The sequence below is a fragment of the Pedobacter sp. W3I1 genome (assembly GCF_030816015.1).
Classification (GTDB): Bacteria; Bacteroidota; Bacteroidia; order Sphingobacteriales; family Sphingobacteriaceae; genus Pedobacter.
In genome coordinates this window covers 1-21,541 of sequence record NZ_JAUSXN010000001.1, presented here as the reverse complement: position 1 = coordinate 21,541, position 21,541 = coordinate 1, and the positions used below count along the sequence as shown (strand labels likewise).

Below are 21,541 nucleotides of genomic sequence, written 5' to 3'. Positions count from 1 at the left end.
GTAAAAGTTGGTTAATCGGTTAATTGTTTAAACTGGTTAACTGTTAGTGGCCAACTGTAAACTGAAAATTGGCAACTGATAACTGAACTACCTTGGTACTTCAATTTTTTTAATGATCTGATTTACGATATCGCTTGTGGTTAATCCTTCCATTTCTTTTTCAGGAGATAACAATATCCTGTGCGCCAGAACAGGGCCTGCAACGGCAATAATATCTTCAGGCGTAACAAAATCGCGGTTTTGAATAGCAGCGAAGGCCTTTGCACTATGTACAATTGCCAGCGAGGCCCTTGGCGAAGCACCCAGATAAAGTGATGAATTGTTACGGGTTTCGTTTACGATTTTAGCGATAAACTCCAATAATTTTGGTTCTACAAATAAATTGCGGATGATGGCTCTTGCTTCCTGTATCTGTTGAACAGACAATACTGGTTTTACTTCGTTTAATAATGTTTTATTAACGATGGTATGCTGAGCCATTAAAATAGCGGTTTCCTCTTCTAGCGAAGGGTATTTAACTTCTATTTTGAATAAGAATCTATCCAGTTGTGCTTCAGGCAGGCGATAGGTTCCTTCCTGCTCAATCGGGTTCTGTGTGGCCAATACCATAAAAGGCTCATCCATCATATAAGTATGGCCGTCAATGGTTACCTGGCGCTCTTCCATCACCTCGAACAAAGCCGATTGGGTTTTTGCAGGTGCACGGTTAATCTCATCAACTAGAATAATATTGCCAAAAATAGGACCTTTCCTAAACTCGAAATCTCCTGTTTTGGTATTAAATATTGGAGTTCCTAAAACATCAGATGGCATTAAATCGGGGGTAAACTGCACCCTCGAAAATTGCGCATCTATTGATTTTGCAAGGAGTTTTGCACTAAGCGTTTTGGCTACTCCCGGTACGCCCTCAATTAAGATGTGTCCATCGGCAAGCAAACCAACAATTAAGAAATCAATAACCTGTTTTTGGCCGATAATGATATTTCCAAGTACATTTCTGATCTGATTTACCGCTTCATTTAAGGCGCTTAAATCGGTACGTGGGTTAAACTGTTCTTGTTCCATTGCTTTGCGTATTTTTATAAAACTGTTCTATACTTTCGTTTAAATTAATCAATTGGGTATCGCTTAAATCGCCCATGGTTGGCGTTTGGATAAAATATTTGGTTAGGGTTTTGGCCAGCGCTTCGTTAATGCCCGTTTTCTCCATAAGGACCTGAGCAAATTTGCTATCGATATCGTTGGTTTTTATGTAATATCTGGCCCTCAGGTATTCCATAAAATAGTTGATCTTTTTAAGGGCTATATCGAGGTTGTTGCGTTCGTGATAATAAACGCTGCCCACTACATTAACAAAAGCCAATGAGGAATTGATAAGCGGATCGGCGATTGGGATAATTCTTTGTCTACGTTTAATGTCGTACAACACAAAAATTATCAAGCTAAATATTGCCAGATAATAGGCGAACTTCAGTTCAGGATGTTTAAAGAATACCCTGAGCATATCGGTAGTGCTGTTCTTTTGTGCAGAAAAATATTCATCAAAAATGAGCTGCTTATTTCCGTGCAGATAACTCAGCGTTTTAGCGGCATATTCTGCACCATATTTGTCCAACAGATTAAAATTAGTGTAAAAACCTGGCTCGGCAATCAGGTAAAGATTACCCTTACCGTAGTTATAGCGGATAAAATTAGGCCTGTTATTGGCATTTACCCCAAGTATGGTGGTTTTACTGGTGTCAACCTGACTAAAATACTGACTGCCGATGCCTCTTTCAAAACCATAGTTTGCCTCCGTTTTTAGTTCCGGATTGGTGAAATTTAAGGTGCTTCCCTCAAGAGACATTGCGGTAGAAGTTTGCACCTTAAGTTCCTTCTTTATTTTTCCTAAATCATAAGTGGCTATAAATACATCATTACCGGCTTGCATATATTTGATGAGCTGTTCAAGATCAGTTTTACTAATGTCTGTGTTTTGCGCAACGATTATGTAAGCGGTTTTATTGAATTTTTTAGATTTTAGCGTAGTGTAAACGGCAGTTTTTGACTGTTGAATACTCACCAATGGTAAAATATCTTTGATTCTATTGTATAGGATATAGGTGCCGTAAGGGATTTTATCTTTAATGGCATATGTTGGTGCCCAGTTTGTTGGCGTAGGCTTGTTATACTGCGCAATTAAATAGCCCAGGATGAGAATGGAACCAATAATGAGATATAATTTGTAACCTTTCATTTAATCTGCTTGTTAAACTGGTTAAACGATTGGTTAATAGGATCGAATTTCACCTCATCGATAGGGAAATCGCCATACCAGATATAATCGAACTGTAGGGTAAGCCGGCTAAAATCGTTTCGCAGCTCTGGCTTACTGATTTCCATTAAATAATTATAATTCGTTTTATCGGGCTGCCATTGGATAATTTCAGCATCGCTCAATTTTTTTAGTGCCCTCAAATACAAAAGCCTAACTGCCAAGCGAAATTTTCTTTCGGCAACTAATCTTTGTAATTCCTGTTCATAATCTATTTCGTGGATGTTTTCGGTAATCACATCATAAGGAAGGATGGTTTCTTTTGATTTTTTAGTGAAGATGTTTTCAGCACCGATAACTTTGATTACAATGAATAAAATCAGCGCAACACCAAGTCCGATAAAAATATACCTGGAAAAAATGTTAGATGCTGCTCCCTGAAACAGCTCGCCAATTAGATCCCAAAACCATAGCCAAAATTTATCCCATAGTGATAACTGTTGTTGACCTATTTCGTCGTATTGAAACTCTTTTTGCGCTTTATAATCGCTTATGGCATCTTTATCAAATTTTGATACCACAACCTTACTACTATCTGTTTTAATTATGGCAGTTACAGGCTTAGGTTTAACAGTTTGTGCTTTGTTGATTACCGGAATAAAAAACAAAAGACAAATAAGAAGATATCGGAATAGAGCACGCTGCATTTTAATATTCTTCAGGTCTGGTATCTATAGGTTTTTCGGTATTGCCAAAATTAGAAATCCGTTCCATTAGGCCAGTGCTTTCTTTTTGTTCAACCAAACTAAAATAAGCCAATGAAATGGTAATGATGGGGATGATGGTAAACACCTGGCATAAAGACTGTAAAACAGTTGTAATCATGGTAAGTGTTAGCGACATGTGTGGGGTTTTATGTGTAAACATACCAATCATATTAAATAAAGTTGTAGGTAAAACGATCATGCTCATACAAGCATAAACAATAATCCATACCACGATCAGGGTACCAAAAGTAATCCAGAAATTATCTTTAATAATTTTGAAGCTTCTGCTAAAGGAATAACCTAAAGAACCATTTTCGATTACCATTATCGGGAACATCATGGCCACATAGGGGAAGAGCCAGAATCCAGGTACAAGGCAAAACATAAAGGCAATACATAACATGATAATTAATAGGATAGAACTGCCAAAAATCCTGAAGAAGTAATATTTAAAGTATCCCCATACCTCATCGGTGGTTGGTGTCTGATTACCCTTCTGTACGTAAATAGCGATATAAGAAAGTATGGCAACACTCATACTGGCATAGGTGGCCAAAGAGAATAAAATAGATAGGAAATACTCTAATCCATATAAAGCCGAAAAGCCCAGGCCTTTGGTATTTCTTCCATTACCGATGGTATTGATAATGTTAACCATTTTGTATTGTTGCAATAACATGGTTAACATGCTGGCCACTACAAACAAGCCGCAAAATGTAAAATATACTTTGATGAGTGGCTTAAAATTTTGACGCATGAAGGTAAAGGTATCGTTGATCACCTGTCCGAAATCCCTTCTTTTCTTAAATTCAATTTTCCCTAACATGTTAATTTAGTGTTGCTTGTTTATTGTAAATTTTTATAGGGTAAATAAATACATACCAAATAATAAAAGCGGCAGAAGATAACAAAATAAACATACTTAGCCATAAAGGCATTTCAGTATGTCGGGTAACAAAACTTTCAAAGAATGCTGCAACTATAAAAATTGGTATCAGGCCAATTACAATTTTCAACCCATCTTTGGCCCCTTTTAAAACTGAAGCCATACGGGTATAGGTTTTAGGAAATAAAAGGCTATTGCCCAAAATTAAACCAGCCGCGCCAGCCAAAACAATTGCTGATATTTCTAATGTTCCATGAATCCAGATAACCAGAACCGATTGAAAGCCCAGGCCCTTACTAAAAAAGAAATATTGGAACGAGCCGAGCATTACTCCATTTCTAAATAGCGAAACAATAGACCCAAATGAAAAAATAATGCCCAAAACAAAGGTGTATAGCGCAACATAAATATTATTAACCCCAATTTGCATAAACATCATCAACTCATTACTTTGTTTATAAACCCCGAACGGATCACCTTTGGCAATGTTTTCGTTTGTCATGTTTACATAACCATCGCCCATAATCAATCGTACAAAAGTGTCGTCGTATTTGGCCGATAAAGCGCCAATAGCACAAGAAACAAAGAAAAATGCCAATGCATAAAATACCTGTTTTCTGTGTTCCAGGAATATTAAGGGGAGTTCTGTTTTCCAGAAATGGATAAACCGGTTCGACTTTTCCTTTTTGTTTTTGTAAACGGATTGATGTAATTTAGAAGCTAAGCCATTGAGATAGGCTGTTGTTTTCGAATTTGGATAAAACGTTTTGGAGTAAGCCAGATCGTTAGTGATTTCGATAAACTGATTGGCCACTTCATCAGGATTTGCGGGTTGCATGGAATCATAATGTTGCCACTTCTTCGAATTCTGTTTAACAAATAATGCTTCTCTCATTTAAAGGCGTTACCAAATCTTGGGTTAAAATAGCTAATTTTTTATGGAAATGAAACCAACATTATTTTCAGATCGCTTAACCTGTCTGAACAAATATACATAGATGAACAATCTAAAGATGAAAATATAAGAAAACTTTAGTTTAAAAAATAAAGGATCGATCTGCAGCTATTATCTTTAAAAAAAATTATGTTTGAATATGGATAGCATCAGAATTAGCACTGCTCAAAATATTGATATTGATTACGAAATTGCTGGCCTTGGAGAGCGTATAGCTGCAAGGTGCATCGATTTGGCTGGATTTATAGTTCTCGCTGTAATTACCTTAGTTGTAATGGGAGCAGCACAAATGGCGATGTCGGGAAATGCAGCCATGGTTATTTTTTTTATTTTCCTGGCAATTTTTGCTTTCTATGATCTGGTTTGCGAAATCACTATGGATGGCCAGACTTTAGGAAAGAAGGTATTAAAGATAAAGGTAATTAGCATCGATGGTACACAGCCAACCCTTGGGCAGTATATTTTTAGGTGGTTATTTCGGATAATTGATTTCGGTTTCATTTTTGGCTGGGGGGTTGTTGCACTGGTTTCGGTAGCGGTAACAAAAAATCATCAACGGTTGGGTGATATACTGGCTAAAACAACGCTGATTAAAACAAAACCAAGAACCGAATTTTCTAATGTGGCCTTCAGTTTTAATTTACCTGAAGAATACGAACCACAGTTTAAGGAAGTGCTGCACTTAAATGACAGGGATATTGAACTTATTCATGAAGTGTTAACGGGTTACTACCAAACCGGGAATGCCGACTTGATTTATGCCATGGCAACCAAAACCAAAGCACATATTTTTGTAACGATCCCGGGTGGAATGAATGAGTTACAGTTTTTAGAGACAGTATTAAAGGATTATAATCACCTTACAGCCAATATGAGTGTCTAGCTAAAAAAACATTTTGTGTAAATAGCTGATTATTACAAAATTACCAATTACGATAACCAATATTCTAAAGATTAAAGAACGTTGTTTGATTTGAAGCTTATACAATAAACCGGCTGAGATAAATAAAAACAACAGTGGAATGGTAGGTGGATAAAGCGACCAGCTTTTTGATAAATCGCCTTGAATAAGGGCGATGAAAGATCTTTGAAAACCACAACCCGGACAATCGATCCCTGTTAAGGCTTTAAATGGGCAGGTGATTAAATGATTTTGCAGCCAATCAACCAGGTTGATTAAGCTGCAAAATATAAATATGATAAACATCCTGAATTAAACTACCGGTGGAGGAGTATCGTTTGGAGTGTCTTGATTGCCGGATGGTTTGTTAAAAGGATTGTTTGGGCTGTTAAATGGGTTATTTGGATTGTTGAAAGGATTGTTTCCAAAACCGCCATTTTGTGCTTCTGCAGCCGATGGGCCTAAATATTTAGCATCGCCAAAACCTAAAATTGGCCAAAAAATAAATGGAAGTATAATTAAACCAACAGTAAAGCCTTCTGATTTACCAAAGCTTTTACTTACTAAATTGTAAAGCCAAATGGCAAATACAATGTTTACACAAGGGATAATTAGCCATAGAATCCAGATCATTGGTTTGCCAACAATTTCTAGTAAAATGATCAAATTATAGATCGGAATAATTGCGGCCCAACCTGGTTTACCAGCCTTTTCGAAGGCTTTCCACATCCCAACAATCGCAATAACAATTACTGCCAGGTAAATAATTCCGCCTACCAGACCAATACCTGCGGCTATTCCGCTTGATTCATACTCATTCATAATTTTTACTGTTTTTAAAGGTGATTAATTTAAATAGTTAAACTAAAATAAATTTTTTAATTTAAAAACAGCATAAACAAGCGGTTAATTATTTCAACACCGTGCCCACCTTTGTTAATAAAGCACTTGCCCATTCAGCATACATTTTAGCACTTGGATGCAATCCATCGCTCGCTACTAACGATAGATCGGTTGCTGCGTTTCGCGATGCTGGTGTAATGTTGGTATAATTCACGCCAGCTGAAAGCGTGATTTCTTGGTTTGCAGCGTTAAAGCTGTCAATTTCATTAGCAATCGTTTGCGGGTTTCGTCCGGAGTTTTTGCCAAAAGATGTCGCGCCCCAATCTGGAATCGACACGACAAAAACCTTATTCTTGTTCCCTCCGGCAAAAGTGATTGCCGTTTGTAACAATTCTGTGAACTCCTTTTTATAGGTGCTGATCGGATAACCCCGATATTGATTGTTTACACCAATTAACAGCGTTACAAAACTATACGTGCCTGTTAAATTCTCTTTTTTTATAGCGGCCTGAAGTTCGTCAGTAGTCCAACCGGTAACCGCAATAATTTTTGGATTTGCGATGCTGATGCCCTGAGTTTTTAATAAACTTTGAAGCTGATAAGGAAAAGATTCTGCCTGTTTAACCGATTCGCCAATTGTATAAGAATCGCCAAGCGCCAGGTAAGTAAAATTACCTTCGCCATTTGGTGAAACTGTTGTTCGGTCGATAATTGGTTCAATAGGCATAGGCTGTTGTTTTGTACAGCCCGAAGTTAAGAAAGAAAATAAAATGGCGCTTAATAAAATCTTCATAGCCTAATTTACGAATTAGCGGCAGGCTTAGTTTTGTCCGGCCAATTAAACGAGTTGCATTTTAAAGAGTTCGGCAATGTGATTCTTTAATTTTCCTTTTACTTCTTCCATATCAAGATGATAACCCAGCTCCTTTGCTAAAGAAGTTACAGCTTTGTCATCAATACCGCAGGGCACAATATTTTTAAAGTAATCTAAATCTACATTTACATTAAAGGCAAAACCATGCATGGTAACCCAACGGCTGCAACGAACGCCCATAGCACATATTTTGCGTGCCTTCTCATTATCAGCATCTAACCAAACTCCGGTAAAACCAGGATAACGGCCTGCTTCTATCCCATAATCCTTTAAGGTAAGGATAACGGCTTCCTCCAGGGTACGTAAATATAAATGGATATCAGTAAAGAAATTATCAAGATCAAGAATCGGGTAGCCCACTAGCTGCCCAGGACCATGATAGGTAATATCACCGCCCCTGTTTATTTTATAGTAGGTTGCCTGTTTATCCTTTAATCCCTGCTCATCTAATAATAAATTTTCAGGATGCCCGCTTTTGCCTAAAGTGTACACGTGTGGATGCTCGCAAAATACCAGATGGTTTGGAGTAGGCTTATGGGTATTGTTTACACGGTTTTCTGTTTTAATGGCCACCGTTTTATTTAGTAGATCTTCCTGTTTATCCCAGGCTTCCTGGTAATCTGTTAAGCCCCAGTCTGTAAAAGTAGTTGGCACTAAACCCATTGCAATTGCTTTTTCCGCTGTCTCGTTCATCTCCGTTATTTTAAGAATTGCTGGCAACATAGCCTAACATGTAACTATCTTTTGTTTTAAAGTAATTAATGGTCAGCTCTCGCGTACCCGTTGGCAGCTCTACCAATGCATTTAATGAGCCTTCGTTTTTTAGCTTAAAAGGTTTAATATGGATATGCTGTTTAAATTCCAAACCTTTTTTGCCATGCCACTTATAAATGGCTTCTTTAGCACACCAGGCCACGTATAAGCCATCAGTATTATCTCCAATCTGTTTTTGGGCAAGTTCTACATCGCTTAAAAATTTGTGTTTAATGCTTTTTATCTTGTGCTTAATCAGTTCGATATCGACACCTACCGCATGATCTTTGCTAATCATTACCGCAGCATAATCATAAGAATGGCTTAACGAAATATGATAGTCGAAATTAACCAGATAGGGCTTGCCATGTTCATCAAACTGACAATCGATATACTCGGTTGTATTCAGCATTGTTCTCAAGAGCATTCTTGTGCTTAGCCAATGCAGTAATCGCTTGCCACTGTTTAACGACGAAATAATATCATGTTCATGCTGCTTAAGCTGCAGTCCGGCCAACAACTCTTCCTCCGTTTCCTCAATTTTCCAAATTGCTAAAACAGAATGCTGATCAATATTTTTATTGTAAATTATTGGCATTGACTAAATTGGAGATTACATGCAAAATTATCTTAAATAAATGATAATTTAGGCCAAAAATACGTATAAAAATGATATTATCTGATAGCAGGATATTAGAAGAAATTGAGAAGGGAACAATCATTATTGAGCCTTTTAAACGCGAATGTTTAGGAACCAACTCGTATGATGTTCATTTAGGCAAATACCTGGCTACATATAAAAGCCGTGTGCTTGATGCGAAAGCGCACAACGAAATCGAACATTTCGAAATTCCTAAAGATGGATATATTCTACATCCTGGCACCTTATATCTTGGCGTTACCGTAGAATATACCGAAACACACGGACATGTGCCTTTTTTAGAAGGCAAAAGCAGTACCGGCCGTTTAGGTATCGATATCCATGCCACAGCAGGTAAAGGTGATGTTGGTTTTTGTAATACCTGGACATTGGAAATATCGGTAGCGCAACCTGTAAAAATTTATGCCGGAATGCCTATTGGCCAATTGATTTATTTTGTTGTTGAAGGTAAGATTGAAACGATGTACAATTCGAAAGGTAATGCGAAGTACAATAATAAAACCACCAGGCCGGTAGAAAGCATGATGTGGAAGAATAAGTTTTAACATTTTGCTTAATGTTAGTGGCCGACCGCCAATTAAACCGACATCTTTTTTTTTGGAAATGAAAGCCAGTATGTAGTGGGCTAGTGTAGTCCCGCCATTCGCTATGGTCCCGATAGAAAGAATCGGGAGCCGCCGCTGCTGTCGGGTTTATAATTGGCGGTTTCGTTCTCTTGGCACTACACATTGTTTCTAAACCCGATTAAAGCGAACATCCCGATTTTTCATCGGGATAAAGCGGAAAGCGGGATTCTGGTTGCCAAACGCTCCGAACCCCTCATTTCCAAATCAATAGCCTAAAGCATTTTTTTTGTTTTTGAAAATGAAAGCCTTGTGCTTTTGGCTGCTGTCGGGTTTATGATTGGCGGTTTTGTTCTCTTGGCACTGCACATTGTTCCTAAACCCGATTAAAGCGAACATCCCGATTTTTTCATCGGGATAAAGCGTAAAGCGGGACTGACGTCGCCAAATGTTGTGGACTGCTCATTTCCAAATCACTTAGCAAGTTTATTTTTCATGAAAATGAAGTGCCGCTTATATTGACCTTCGTAGCTGTCATTTAATAAATAAAGCGTTTTGTAGCGGTTAACTAAAAACTTAGAAGTCAAACTAAATTTCATGCTAACTTCATAAAAGTATGCCTTAGGTTTTGTACCTTGACACGTATTTATTTGTTACCTAACCACATGAAACTCAAAATTACTCTCGCAATCAGTTTTCTATCTCTACTTATTGTTTTTGCCGCATTTAAAATGGATGATGATCCGTTTAGTCAGCTCTTGCAAAAACTCGAAGATTACACCAGTAAGTATCCACAAGAAAAAGTTCACCTTCACTTAGATAAGCCTTATTATGCCATTGGCGATGATATTTGGTTCAAAGCTTATGTTGTGAATACCAAGACTTCGGCTCCTTCGGGCATCAGTAAGATCTTGTATGTAGAGCTGATTAATGAAAAAGATTCGCTAAAAAAACTGGTTAAATTACCCATTATGGGGGGGATTACCTGGGGCGATTTTAAGCTGACAGACTCGCTCGGCGAGGGCAATTATAGAATTAGGGCCTATACCAATTACATGAGGAATTTTGGCACTGAATTCTTTTACGATAAGACAATTAAGATCGGAAATAGCTGGGCTAACAAAGTTTTTACAAAAACTTCTTACAGTTTTACCAAGGAGAACAATGCAGATAAAGTAACGGCAACAGTTCATTTTGAAGATAAAAATGGTGTCGCCTACAGTGAAAATGAAGTGAGTTATGAAGTTCAGTTAGATTATCGTACCGTTACGAAGGGTAAAGTTAAAACCAGTTTAACAGGTGATGCGGTAGTTAGCTTCACAAACAACCAGTCTTTCCAAAATAAATCAGGGAAGATTATTGCTACCATCACACTAGATAACAAACAAAAAGTAATCAAATCTATCCCGATTACATCAACATCTAACAATGTTGATGTACAGTTTATGCCAGAGGGCGGAACGCTTGTTGAAGAATTACCACAAAAAGTTGCCATTAAAGCGGTTAATGCCGATGGCCGCGGTGAAGATGTAGACGGAACTGTAATAGATGACGGAGGTAATGAAGTAACCAGCTTTGCCACCAATTATTTAGGTATGGGTAACTTTGTATTTAACAACCAGGCCGGGAAATCATATTCTGCAAAAGTTAAATTCAGGGACGGATCAGAAAAAACCATAAAATTACCTGTAGCCGTTAAAAGCGGTTATGCACTTTCTGTAAATGCTTTAGATACAGGTAAGGTGGTGGTTAAAATTATGGCCAGTGCCGATCTTGTGAATGGTGATGAACTAAAAGTTGTTGCGCAGCATGGAGGCAATGTATACTATGGCTCTAAAGCTAAAATGGATAAACAGGTACTGGTGGCCAATATTCCAAAAAAGAACCTGCCAGCCGGTATTGTTCAGTTTACTTTGTTTTCGAGCAACAATCAACCTTTAGCAGAACGTTTGGTTTTTATAAATAGCAAGGCCGAATTAATTGACGTATCACTTAATACCTCCGAAGTTTCTACCTCAAAAAGAGGAAAAGCAGCTTTTGCTTTCAATGCAACTAATGATCATAAACCTGTTTTAGGAAGTTTTTCAGTTGCGGTTACCAATGCCGCAAAAGTTACGCCTGATGAAAATAATGAGTCGAATATTCTCACCTCGCTGTTACTTACCTCTGATTTGACGGGATACGTAGAGAAACCCAATCATTATTTTTTAAAGGATGACCTGCAAACACAAAAGGAACTTGATAACCTAATGCTTACTCAGGGCTGGAGAAGATTCCTGTGGAAAAACATTATCAATAATGTTGGCCCGAATATTACTTATAAGCCCGAGCAGTCTATTACCATTAGCGGAACGGTAACAAAAGGTAATAAACCTGTAGCTGGTGGTAAAGTAATGCTAATGGCCACGAAAGGAACCGTATACATTTTGGATACCGTAACCAATGCCGAAGGAAAATTTGTATTCGATAATTTAAGTTTTGGCGACAGTACAAAATTTGTTGTTCAGGCAAGAACCAAAACAGAACGAAAGTTTGTAGATATTAATCTTGATATCGTTCCCGGGCAGATTGTAACCAAGAATAAAAATGGAGCTGATATCGATATCAATGTGAATAATACTTTGATGAAGTATATAAAAGAAAGTGATACCTATTTTAATGAGATGACCCGTTTAGGCTTGCTGGAGCGGACCATTAAACTCGAAGAAGTAACCATTACCGAAAAGAAAAATCCGGCTAAAAATTCGTCTAACCTAAACGGTGCAGGCCGTGCTGATTTTGTATTAACTGCCGATCAGCTATCCACCTGTGTTACCCTTTCGCAATGTTTGCAAGGGCGGTTGCCAGGAGTGATATTTAGGGGTAATATACCTTACCTTATGCGTAGCCAGGATACGCCTGTACAGATTATTGTTGATGGGATGCAAATGGAGGCCGATTTTCTGGATAATGTTGTTCCGAGCGATGTAGAATCTATCGAACTTTTAAAAAGTATCGGCAATACGGCAATTTATGGTTCGCGAGGTGGAGGAGGTGTAATTATCATCACCACTAAACGTGGTGATGGAGGTAGAAGCACTGCTCGTTATGCACCGGGTATTGTAACCTTTAATCCAAAAGGATTTACGATTTCACGAGAGTTTTACTCGCCAAAGTATGATGCGGCAAGTTCAAGTAGCCGAACTGATTTTAGAACAACTATTTATTGGAACCCACAGGTTGTTGCAGATAAAGATGGAAAAGCACAATTCGAATTTTATAATGCAGACGAGCCCGGAACCTATCGCGTAGTAATAGAAGGAATAGACGCAGCAGGGCATTTGGCAAGAAAAGTTTACACTTATGATGTTAAATAGAGAAAAATAGATAAATTTGAATTAGTATGCATGCATAGCTTATACTTCGTATATTTTATCTTGATACTCAATACTTATAATCTTGATACTATTAATATGAATACAATAAAAGTAAGTGTTAAAGATCGCCTGGCAACCATCACATTAGATAGAGGGAAATCGAATGCCTTAAACCGCGAGTTGATTACCGAGCTTGACGATATGCTTAAAAATATTACCGCCGATGATAACATTGGCGGTGTAATTTTAACCGGAACAGCACCTTTCTTTTCTGCAGGACTAGATTTGATAGAACTATACAACTATAATGAAGAAGAAGCTAAATCTTTCTGGCAGTTGTTTTTGGGTTTCACTGCCAATATGGTTTCGTTTAAAAAACCAATCATAGCCGCAATTAGTGGTCATAGTCCCGCCGGTGGATGCGTAATGGCATTGGCATGCGATTACCGTGTTATGGCAGAAGGACAATACATTATTGGGCTCAATGAAGTTCCGGTAGGTATTATAGTGCCACATAGTATTTTTCAATTGTATGCGTTTTGGTTAGGGAAGGCCGAAGCCAGTCGTAGTTTGCTTTCAGGTAAACTTTATAGCCCGGAAGAAGCTTTGAAGGTTGGTTTAGTTGATGAACTGGTAAAAAATGAAAGTTTGTTAACTGCAGCCGAGCGTAAGATTAAGAAATACATGGAGCTCGAAAGCAATACCTGGTCGCAAAGCAAATTAAATATCCGCGAGCAATTAATTGCTGCTGTAACTGCAGATCAATCTGCTACTTTAGAAAAAATGTTAGCACAATGGTGGTCGCCTGCAACACGCCATATTTTAAAAACAATTTTAGCTAATCTGCAGAGAAAGTAGTTAACAGTTTTCAATTGGCAGTTAACAATTGGCAATTCGCTATGAATAGTTAACCAGTTTCAACAGTTGACCCCTTAACCATTCCCAGCAATTTAGCAATAAAACAATCTCAACAATTAACCAGTTAACCAATATACTATGTTCAGTTATAACTCACCAATGCTCAGAGAAGATGCTTTAAAAGGAAAAACCATTGTAATTACAGGCGGTGGAACAGGGTTGGGGAAAGCGATGGGCGTATATTTTTTGAAATTAGGTGCTAACCTCGTCATTACAAGTAGAAAGGAGGAAGTGTTGCAAAAGACTGCCGATGAAATGGAAGAAAAAACTGGTGGCAAAGTATTGGCCGTTGCTTGTGATGTTAGAGAAGTAGCGCAGGTAGAAAACGTACTGGCCAAAACGTTAGAAAGGTTTGGTTCGGTTGATGTATTATTGAACAATGCTGCGGGTAATTTTATCTCGCCAACCGAGCGGTTATCAGCCAATGCATTTTCATCAATTATTGATATTGTTTTAAAAGGAACGGTTAACTGTACCCTTACCTTTGGTAAACATTGGATTAAGGAAAAACAAGCTGCAACAGTTTTAAATATAATTACCACTTACGCTTTTACAGGCTCAGCTTATGTTGTGCCCTCAGCTTGTGCAAAAGGCGGTGTTTTAGCCCTTACAAGATCTTTGGCTGTAGAGTGGGGTAAATATGGCATCCGTACTAATGCTATCGCTCCGGGTCCGTTTCCAACTAAAGGCGCATGGGAGCGTTTATTGCCCGGCGATTTAGCCAAAAAATTCGATTTTAAAAATCGTGTGCCTTTAAAAAGAGTTGGCGATCATCAGGAACTCGCTAATTTAGCTGCATTTCTGGTGAGCGATTTCTCAGGTTATATTAATGGCGAAGTAATTACCATTGATGGTGGCGAATGGTTGCAGGGTGCGGGACAGATGAATGGTTTAGAGGCAATCCCGAACGAAATGTGGGATATGCTCGAACAAATGACAAGAAGCGCTAAATAAAGCGAAATGGTAAATGTGATCAATCGCAATAATCAAATAATACTACAAAGAATACTTACCTGGTTTATTGCATTGGTTTGGCTGGCAAACGGATTGTTTTGCAAAGTTTTGGGGCTTGTACCTCGCCATGAACAGATCGTTGCCAGGATTTTAACGCCCGCTTATGGTCATAGCTTTACAGTTCTTATCGGTATATCAGAGATTTTAATGGCAATCTGGATTTTGAGCAGTTTTAAAACCAAGCTAAATGCTATTGTTCAGATTGTAATAGTGGCGACAATGAACACCATCGAATTTATTCTTGCGCCAGATTTGTTGCTTTGGGGTAAATTCAATTCATTCTTTGCATTTATATTTATTCTGGTTGTGTTTATCAATGGGTTTTATCTTAATAAAAAAATAACACAGCAAGCGCCATGCTCTCATTTCTAAAAAACCACCCATTTGCAGTCGACGCATTTTTTGAAAATTCTCTTGTATTAACGTTTGCTGTCCCAAAAGCAGAGTTAGAACCTCTCATTCCTGAATGCTTAACATTGGATACCTTTAAAGATAAATGGGCTTTCATTGCCATTGCAATGGTTCAGACCAAAAATTTGCGGCCCAAAGGCTTTCCCGAATTTATGGGTAACGATTTTTTCCTTATTGGATACCGCGTATTTGTGCGTTATACGAACAAAGCGGGAAAAAATCTTCGTGGTCTGTATATTTTAAAATCAGAAACGAATAAAAAGAAAATGGAGTTTATGGGTAATATTTTCACCCATTACAATTATACCACAACAGATATATCGCTAATTGACAGAGAAAATACTAAAGAAATTACTTCAATCAATTCCAATTTTGAAATCGTAATCGATAAAACAGAGCATGAGGTTCCCTTGCCTGAAAATTCGCCGTTTGCCGATTGGAAAGAAGCCAGAAAATTTGCAGGACCTTTACCCTTTACATTTACTTACAATAAAAAGAATAAGGAAGTTTTAATTATAGAGGGTGTTAGGCAAAACTGGCAACCAGCCTCCATAAAAATTGTTAAATACAATTTTGGGTTTTTAAATTCCTTGAATCTAGAAGACTCAATTTTAGCAAATGCCTTTGACATTCAGAACATCCCTTATTATTGGAAAAGAGGAAAAATTGAAAAATGGAAGTAAAAAGAAGAAAATTTCAGGGCGTGTTAAACATTTTAAGTTTTAACAGACATTTTTACCTATTTGGTCTTATCGCTTTATTGTTGTTGGTAATTAGTCAAATATTGATGCCATGGTCTGCTACCTTATTTTGGATAATCATTTTGGCATTCCTTTATGGGCTTTTAATGCCGTTAATAGTATCCGCGTATGTTTACGATTTTTCTGGATATTATAATTTTGATTGGTTAAAAGAAATCGGTATTTCCAATTCCCATCCAGCTTTAATTTTAAATATTAATGCAGGTTTTGATGAAACGAGCTTCATTCTTAAAGACCATTTTCCGCAGGCAGTTTTAAAAGTTTTCGATTTTTACAATCCTGAACAACATACAGAACAAGCAATAATCAGGGCAAGGAAAGTAAGTTTGATGTTTCCTGATACAGCACAGATAACCACAGATTTTATTCCTTTGGCCGATAAATCCGTCGATATCATATTTCTCTTGTCGGCTGCACATGAAATAAGATCACAACAAGAGAAGATTGTTTTTTTAAAAGAATGTTATAGGTTATGCAAACCAACGGGTCAGATAATTATGGTAGAACATTTACGTGATTTGCCCAATTTCATGGCCTTCTCTATTGGTTTTACTCACTTTTTCTCACGGCGAGTTTGGCAACAAGCTTTTAAAGCGGCAGGTTTTTCTTCTTTTTCTGAAACGAAATTCACACCATTCATGTCTGTTTTTAACTGTTTCCCTTAATTTAAATGCAGATACACTTATTAATAGTTGGCGCTCTTCTGGTTGCATTGGCACTTATTCACATTATTTTTCCAAGATATTTTAATTGGGAAAGTGAACTTAAATTACTGAACTTAATCAACAGACAAATGATGCTGGTACATACCTTTTTTATTGCGCTTACCGTATTTCTAATGGGGCTACTCTGTTTAACATCATCAAACGAATTAATACAAACCGCTCTTGGAAGAAAAATATCACTCGGTTTGGGCTTATTTTGGATTACGAGATTCTTTATTCAGTTTTTTGTTTACTCCAAGGATTTATGGAAAGGTAAGTTATTCGAAACCACCGTCCATGCCATGTTTTCTCTTCTTTGGGCATATTTTAGCCTCGTATTTCTCTTTATTTTTTTTAAATACTAAACAGTCTAAAGCAAAAGTGCTTTATCGTAAAGTCTTACCACTTCATACTGGGCTACTTGATGGTAAAATATTATCTTTGCCGATATGAATATCTTACTTTTAGGTTCAGGCGGCAGAGAAAGCGCATTCGCTTGGAAAATGAGCCAGTCTTCGCACTGCGATAAACTAATTATTGCTCCAGGTAACGGTGGTACGGGAGCTTATGGTACAAACATCAACATCAATGTAAACGATTTTGATGCCATTAAAAAAGTAGTGCTTACCGAAAACATTGAACTCGTTGTTGTAGGCCCTGAAGAACCTTTAGTAAACGGTATTCATGATTTTTTCCTTGCCGACGAAGCCATTGCGCACATTCCGGTTATCGGACCTAAAAAAGAAGGAGCTATTTTAGAAGGAAGTAAAGATTTCTCTAAGCAGTTTATGGAGCGTCATGGTATTCCTACCGCAGCTTCAAAATCTTTCACACCCGAAACTTTAGAAGATGGCCTGGCTTATCTGCAAAACCATGCATTGCCCGTTGTTTTAAAGGCCGATGGTTTGGCCGCAGGTAAAGGTGTGTTAATCTGCACCGAAACCATCGAAGCTCAGGAAGAATTAAAACTGATGCTTGGCGGTAAATTTGGTGCAGCCGGGGCAACGGTCGTAGTCGAAGAATTTTTAAGCGGGATAGAACTTTCCGTATTTATTTTAACTGATGGTGAAAATTATATCACGCTGCCTTCAGCTAAAGATTATAAAAGGATCGGTCAGGGCGATACAGGTTTAAATACTGGTGGTATGGGCTCGGTTTCTCCGGTTCCTTTTGCCACACCGGAATTTTTGGCTAAAGTAGAAGAACGCATTATTAAACCAACGGTTGATGGTTTAAAGAAAGATAATATCGATTATACAGGTTTCATCTTTTTCGGACTGATTAAAGTAGGAGAAGAACCATTTGTAATCGAATACAACGCACGTATGGGCGATCCTGAAACAGAGAGTGTGATCCCTAGAGTTGAAAACGACCTGGTAGAGCTATTTTTAGCGACGGCTAATAAACAATTAAACCAGGTTAATCTGGTTATTTCTGAGCAAACAGCAGCTACTGTAATGATTGTGGCAGGAGGCTATCCGGGAGATTACCTGAAAGGTAAAGCGATTACCGGAATTGAAAACCTACGTCATTCTAATGCATTCCATGCCGGAACATTGTTGGAAAATGATGTCGTGAAAACAAACGGAGGACGGGTAATTGCGATTACCAGTTTACAAAAAGATTTGTTTACTGCTTTACAATCGGCAACTGCTGATGCTGGCAGAATTTATTTCGACGGGAAATATTTCAGAGAAGATATTGGTTTTGACTTAATTTAAAAGAATATAAGTTGAAAAAAGTACTGAAGAAGATTTCCGAAACGGCAATTAAACAAGGGGAGTTTAGTTTTACAACTGAGCAGACCGAAGCCAAATGGCTGGGTAACCGACCTGCTACTTCAGCCGAAATACAAGAAGCTGAAACAAGATTGGGGGTAACGCTACCAACTGATTATAAAGAATTTCTGTTAATTACCAATGGGTTTACCACGCCAAATGAAAACGTTGATCCATCGTTTTCCAAAATAAGCGATGTAGCATTTCTAAAAGATATTGATCCACAGCTGATCGAAGTCTGGACTGAAAACATCGAATTGCTTGAGGTAGCCATTAAACTGGCCAGAAGCATTATTGTTGGTGGTTTAGGGGAAGAGCAGTATTTTCTTTTAATCCCGCCTGTAATTGAAAATGCTGATTGGGAATACTGGAAATTTGCATCATGGATTCCAGGAGAAGATCCTTACGAAGGACTTGAAAATTATTTCATTAACGTATTGGATTTTTTAAAATCTGCATAATACGTTTTCTTATAAAACAAAGAAAGTCCCGATTTTTGATTGGGACTTTCTCTTTTAATACGTATTTCTTATTTCGATTTACTTCCTAATAATTCTTGAAGTTTATCTTGTAAAGCTTGTTCTCTTAAACCCTTAGCAATAATTTTACCTGTTGGATCAATTAAGAAATTGGCTGGGATTGAGCGGATGCCATACATTTGAGCTACCTCGTTATCCCAAAATTTTAAATCAGAAACATGTGTCCATGTTAATTTATCATCAGCAATTGCTTTTAACCAGGCATCTTTTTTACCCGGACGGTCTAAAGAGACACCTAAAACAGTAAAGCCTTTATCTTTAAATTTGTTGTAAGCTGCTACTACATTTGGGTTTTCCTGACGGCATGGTCCACACCATGAAGCCCAGAAATCTACCAATACGTATTTGCCCTTAAAATCAGATAACTTTACAGGTTTTCCAGCAGTATCTAGTTGTGTAAAATCCATTGCCATTACACCTACGGCTGTTTTTCTTCCAGCTTCGAATATCTGGGCAATTTTTTTACCATTCGAACTTGCCTTCAATTCCGATGACAACCCATTAAAAGCCTTTTCTGCAGCCACAGCCTGATCAGGATCAGAGGCCAATTGGCTAACTGAGGTTAAGCTAATAAAAGATTTTGGATTGCCGTTTACAAACTGTAATAACAATGGGGTCATTCCCGCCGCCTCTTTTTCATAACGGGCACCTAAAGCAGCCATAACAGCTTTATCTTGTTTTTGTTCAGGTGTGTAAGCAGCATATTCTGCATTAATTGCCGCAAGTTTATCTGTTACTGGTTTAGTTAATGCTTTTAATTTTGCTGCATCATCATTAACTGGAGACCCAGTAATTGTTGCTTTCTTTAAAGAATCTGCTGCGGCCAGTTTAATATTTCCAGGCTCCAAATATAGCGATAAAGCATCTAATTTCTCACCCTGGGCCGGGCGGTTAACGTAAGGATTTTTGTTTAAAAAAAGACTTCCTTGTGCGGGGCTAGCTAATGTTCCTTTAAATGCAAAAGTGCCATTTGTTACGGTTACCGAATCGGTAATGTTTTTACCATCTCCCTGATAGATCAAATAAACCTTATCTCCGGTTTTTAATCCTTTTATGTCGCCATTAACTGTAAATGGCTTCTGCGCCAATGCTGCAAGTGGCAATAACGCCATTGCTGCTAATAATATTTTTTTCATCTGTATAAAATTATTTTCATAGGTGATGAAGCGATCATGATTTGTTAATTTTACTTTGTGATTTTGAAAATCATGATGGTTTCATGAGGTTAATTTAATTCTCTCCAAATATAGAAATCTGTAGCACTAAAACGTAAATAGCTGTGTAAAATTATGATAGATTTTGCGGTTTAATGATTTAGCACTCAATAACATTCCCTTTCAATATGAATGATTTTCCCACGCCGACTTTGAAATTACATAGCTTCTACTTTGAAATTACATAGATTTTTTAGTTCAATTTCTGATAAGTCCGCCACCACAAATCCGGCATTTCACCATTAACGGCGGTTTGGTAATCGTCATACCTGCAAGGTACAAGATGGTAGCGCTCATTTTTAGATTGGCCTGATGGGTATGGAACCTGCATCCACCAACGGTCTGATTTTTTGCTTTTCACAAACATCATTTCTCCCGAACCATCTTTTAAACTGGTTCGATAGATCATAAACTGCGATTTAGGTGTAAGCGGGAAATCCTTTTTACGGGCATAGTATCCATCCACAAAATACCATACCATTTGAGCAAGTAAGAAGGCTGTTTGTCCGTTGTTGTCGTAAGCAGGATTAAACTCGTAAAACCCGATTGAGGTCAGTTTATCATTCATGCCTGCATAGCGGGCAATGCGACAGGCTTCTTCGCCATCAAAACCGTTTGGCGTGGAATTGGCATTTGCAGCAGCATCGGCAGAGCGGATAGCACCTATATCAAAGCTAATCATGTTTGCATTGCGGATGATAGGCTCTGTTAAGGTAATATCCTGAGCAAACTCACCCAAACGGTGTACATCAAAATATAATTTGTCCATTACGCTCAAACTTTCTTGATTTACAAAATAAGTTTGATAACCAACATTGCTAAAATTGAAAAGGTAATTGGGTTGATGTAAGAAAATCTTATTCAGGTAACAATCCGATCGGGTAGCAATTCCCTCATGGTCATCATCGCCAATATCAAATTGGTTATCAATAATTACCAGATCTACTTTTTGTTCTAAATCTTCATAACCAAGATATTGGCCATAGGTTAGGTCTTGTCCGCCGCCAATAATGATCGGAATAATGTCTTTTTTGATTAGCTCAGAAACCACCATCTTGATGGCGATGTAAGTATCTGCAATGGTTGCACCGTGTTTAATATTGCCTAAATCGACAATCCGGCTGCTAAAAGCGCCTTCGTTAAGTTTGTAAAATTTCTCTCTAAAATAATCGGGCGCCAGGGCAGAACCTTCATTATTAACGGCACCTCTTCCATCAAGTACTCCAAAAATGGCCAAATCGTAGGTGTGTTCCTCAAAATCGGGAAATGATTCGGTGTAAATTTGCGCTTTTAACCCCAGCTGACTTGTAAAAAATCCTTGCCTGGGTGTAAAACTATCGGGGTTTATTGGGGAAAAGAAATCCGTTAATGACATATATTTAAAACTCT

23 protein-coding genes are annotated in these 21,541 nt (G+C 37.8%); 11 read left to right on the top strand and 12 right to left on the bottom strand.

What is annotated here, in order from left to right; genetic code table 11:
- Positions 1-87 precede the first annotated feature (87 nt).
- The 5 genes from QF042_RS00110 to QF042_RS00090 are packed head-to-tail and all read right to left on the bottom strand — an operon-like array spanning position 88 to position 4,802.
- A complete protein-coding gene (locus QF042_RS00110; protein ID WP_307524105.1) occupies positions 88-1,065 on the bottom strand; it encodes a MoxR family ATPase in 978 nt (325 codons plus the stop codon).
- On the bottom strand, positions 1,046-2,236 hold the full coding sequence (locus QF042_RS00105) for a DUF4350 domain-containing protein (protein ID WP_307524103.1): 1,191 nt from the start codon (positions 2,234-2,236) through the stop codon (positions 1,046-1,048). Before QF042_RS00105 ends, QF042_RS00110 begins: the two co-directional genes overlap by 20 nt.
- Complete coding sequence (locus QF042_RS00100) at positions 2,233-2,961, bottom strand: DUF4129 domain-containing protein (RefSeq protein ID WP_307524101.1); 729 nt, start codon at positions 2,959-2,961, stop codon at positions 2,233-2,235. The genes QF042_RS00105 and QF042_RS00100 overlap by 4 nt, the downstream gene beginning before the upstream one ends.
- Before the next feature lies 1 nt (position 2,962).
- Positions 2,963-3,847, bottom strand: a complete 885-nt coding sequence (locus QF042_RS00095) for a hypothetical protein (RefSeq protein ID WP_307524099.1) — start codon at positions 3,845-3,847, stop codon at positions 2,963-2,965.
- A 1-nt stretch (position 3,848) separates the two neighbouring features.
- Positions 3,849-4,802, bottom strand: a complete 954-nt coding sequence (locus tag QF042_RS00090) for a stage II sporulation protein M (RefSeq protein WP_307524097.1) — start codon at positions 4,800-4,802, stop codon at positions 3,849-3,851.
- Between the two features lie 199 nt (positions 4,803-5,001).
- Between QF042_RS00090 and QF042_RS00085 the strand changes: the two genes are divergently transcribed.
- On the top strand, positions 5,002-5,745 hold the full coding sequence (locus tag QF042_RS00085) for an RDD family protein (protein ID WP_307524095.1): 744 nt from the start codon (positions 5,002-5,004) through the stop codon (positions 5,743-5,745).
- On the opposite strand, the gene QF042_RS26300 is transcribed toward QF042_RS00085, so the two are convergent.
- From QF042_RS26300 to QF042_RS00065, 5 genes are all read right to left on the bottom strand, one after another.
- A complete protein-coding gene (locus QF042_RS26300) occupies positions 5,746-6,069 on the bottom strand; it encodes a DUF2752 domain-containing protein (protein ID WP_373459054.1) in 324 nt (107 codons plus the stop codon).
- A 6-nt stretch (positions 6,070-6,075) separates the two neighbouring features.
- Positions 6,076-6,585, bottom strand: coding sequence for a DUF5684 domain-containing protein (locus tag QF042_RS00080; protein WP_307524092.1), 510 nt, complete (start codon positions 6,583-6,585; stop codon positions 6,076-6,078).
- 88 nt (positions 6,586-6,673) lie between these two features.
- Positions 6,674-7,399, bottom strand: a complete 726-nt coding sequence (locus tag QF042_RS00075) for an SGNH/GDSL hydrolase family protein (RefSeq protein WP_307524090.1) — start codon at positions 7,397-7,399, stop codon at positions 6,674-6,676.
- Between the two features lie 45 nt (positions 7,400-7,444).
- Positions 7,445-8,173 (bottom strand): lipoyl(octanoyl) transferase LipB, encoded by a 729-nt coding sequence (gene lipB, locus QF042_RS00070; protein WP_307524087.1) that lies wholly within the window; start codon positions 8,171-8,173, stop codon positions 7,445-7,447.
- 10 nt (positions 8,174-8,183) lie between these two features.
- Entirely contained in the window at positions 8,184-8,831 is a 648-nt protein-coding gene (locus tag QF042_RS00065; protein ID WP_307524085.1) for a 4'-phosphopantetheinyl transferase superfamily protein, read from the bottom strand.
- 71 nt (positions 8,832-8,902) lie between these two features.
- On the opposite strand from QF042_RS00065, the gene dcd reads away from it, so the two are divergent.
- From dcd to QF042_RS00015, 10 genes are all read left to right on the top strand, one after another.
- A complete protein-coding gene (gene dcd / locus QF042_RS00060) occupies positions 8,903-9,439 on the top strand; it encodes a dCTP deaminase (RefSeq protein ID WP_086548704.1) in 537 nt (178 codons plus the stop codon).
- Positions 9,440-10,122: 683 nt separating this feature from the next.
- Positions 10,123-12,813, top strand: coding sequence for a carboxypeptidase-like regulatory domain-containing protein (locus QF042_RS00055; RefSeq protein ID WP_307524081.1), 2,691 nt, complete (start codon positions 10,123-10,125; stop codon positions 12,811-12,813).
- Positions 12,814-12,909: 96 nt separating this feature from the next.
- On the top strand, positions 12,910-13,671 hold the full coding sequence (locus QF042_RS00050; protein WP_307524079.1) for an enoyl-CoA hydratase/isomerase family protein: 762 nt from the start codon (positions 12,910-12,912) through the stop codon (positions 13,669-13,671).
- 138 nt (positions 13,672-13,809) lie between these two features.
- Entirely contained in the window at positions 13,810-14,685 is an 876-nt protein-coding gene (locus QF042_RS00045) for an SDR family oxidoreductase (protein ID WP_307524077.1), read from the top strand.
- Positions 14,686-14,691: 6 nt separating this feature from the next.
- The gene (locus QF042_RS00040; RefSeq protein ID WP_307524075.1) at positions 14,692-15,117 is read left to right on the top strand and encodes a DoxX-like family protein; all 426 of its coding nucleotides are present in this window, start codon (positions 14,692-14,694) and stop codon (positions 15,115-15,117) included.
- The gene (locus tag QF042_RS00035; protein ID WP_307524073.1) at positions 15,102-15,839 is read left to right on the top strand and encodes a DUF2071 domain-containing protein; all 738 of its coding nucleotides are present in this window, start codon (positions 15,102-15,104) and stop codon (positions 15,837-15,839) included. Before QF042_RS00040 ends, QF042_RS00035 begins: the two co-directional genes overlap by 16 nt.
- The gene (locus QF042_RS00030; RefSeq protein WP_307524071.1) at positions 15,830-16,582 is read left to right on the top strand and encodes a class I SAM-dependent methyltransferase; all 753 of its coding nucleotides are present in this window, start codon (positions 15,830-15,832) and stop codon (positions 16,580-16,582) included. Before QF042_RS00035 ends, QF042_RS00030 begins: the two co-directional genes overlap by 10 nt.
- A 5-nt stretch (positions 16,583-16,587) precedes the next feature.
- Complete coding sequence (locus tag QF042_RS00025; protein ID WP_307524069.1) at positions 16,588-16,986, top strand: hypothetical protein; 399 nt, start codon at positions 16,588-16,590, stop codon at positions 16,984-16,986.
- Positions 16,987-17,070: 84 nt separating this feature from the next.
- Entirely contained in the window at positions 17,071-18,342 is a 1,272-nt protein-coding gene (gene purD, locus QF042_RS00020; RefSeq protein ID WP_307524067.1) for a phosphoribosylamine--glycine ligase, read from the top strand.
- Positions 18,343-18,353: 11 nt separating this feature from the next.
- A complete protein-coding gene (locus QF042_RS00015) occupies positions 18,354-18,860 on the top strand; it encodes an SMI1/KNR4 family protein (protein WP_307524065.1) in 507 nt (168 codons plus the stop codon).
- Positions 18,861-18,928: 68 nt separating this feature from the next.
- Here QF042_RS00015 and QF042_RS00010 read toward each other — a convergent pair whose 3' ends face one another.
- Positions 18,929-20,074, bottom strand: a complete 1,146-nt coding sequence (locus tag QF042_RS00010; RefSeq protein ID WP_307524063.1) for a TlpA disulfide reductase family protein — start codon at positions 20,072-20,074, stop codon at positions 18,929-18,931.
- Positions 20,075-20,345: 271 nt separating this feature from the next.
- Positions 20,346-21,527, bottom strand: coding sequence for a formimidoylglutamase (locus QF042_RS00005; RefSeq protein WP_307533226.1), 1,182 nt, complete (start codon positions 21,525-21,527; stop codon positions 20,346-20,348).
- Positions 21,528-21,541: the final 14 nt, after the last annotated feature.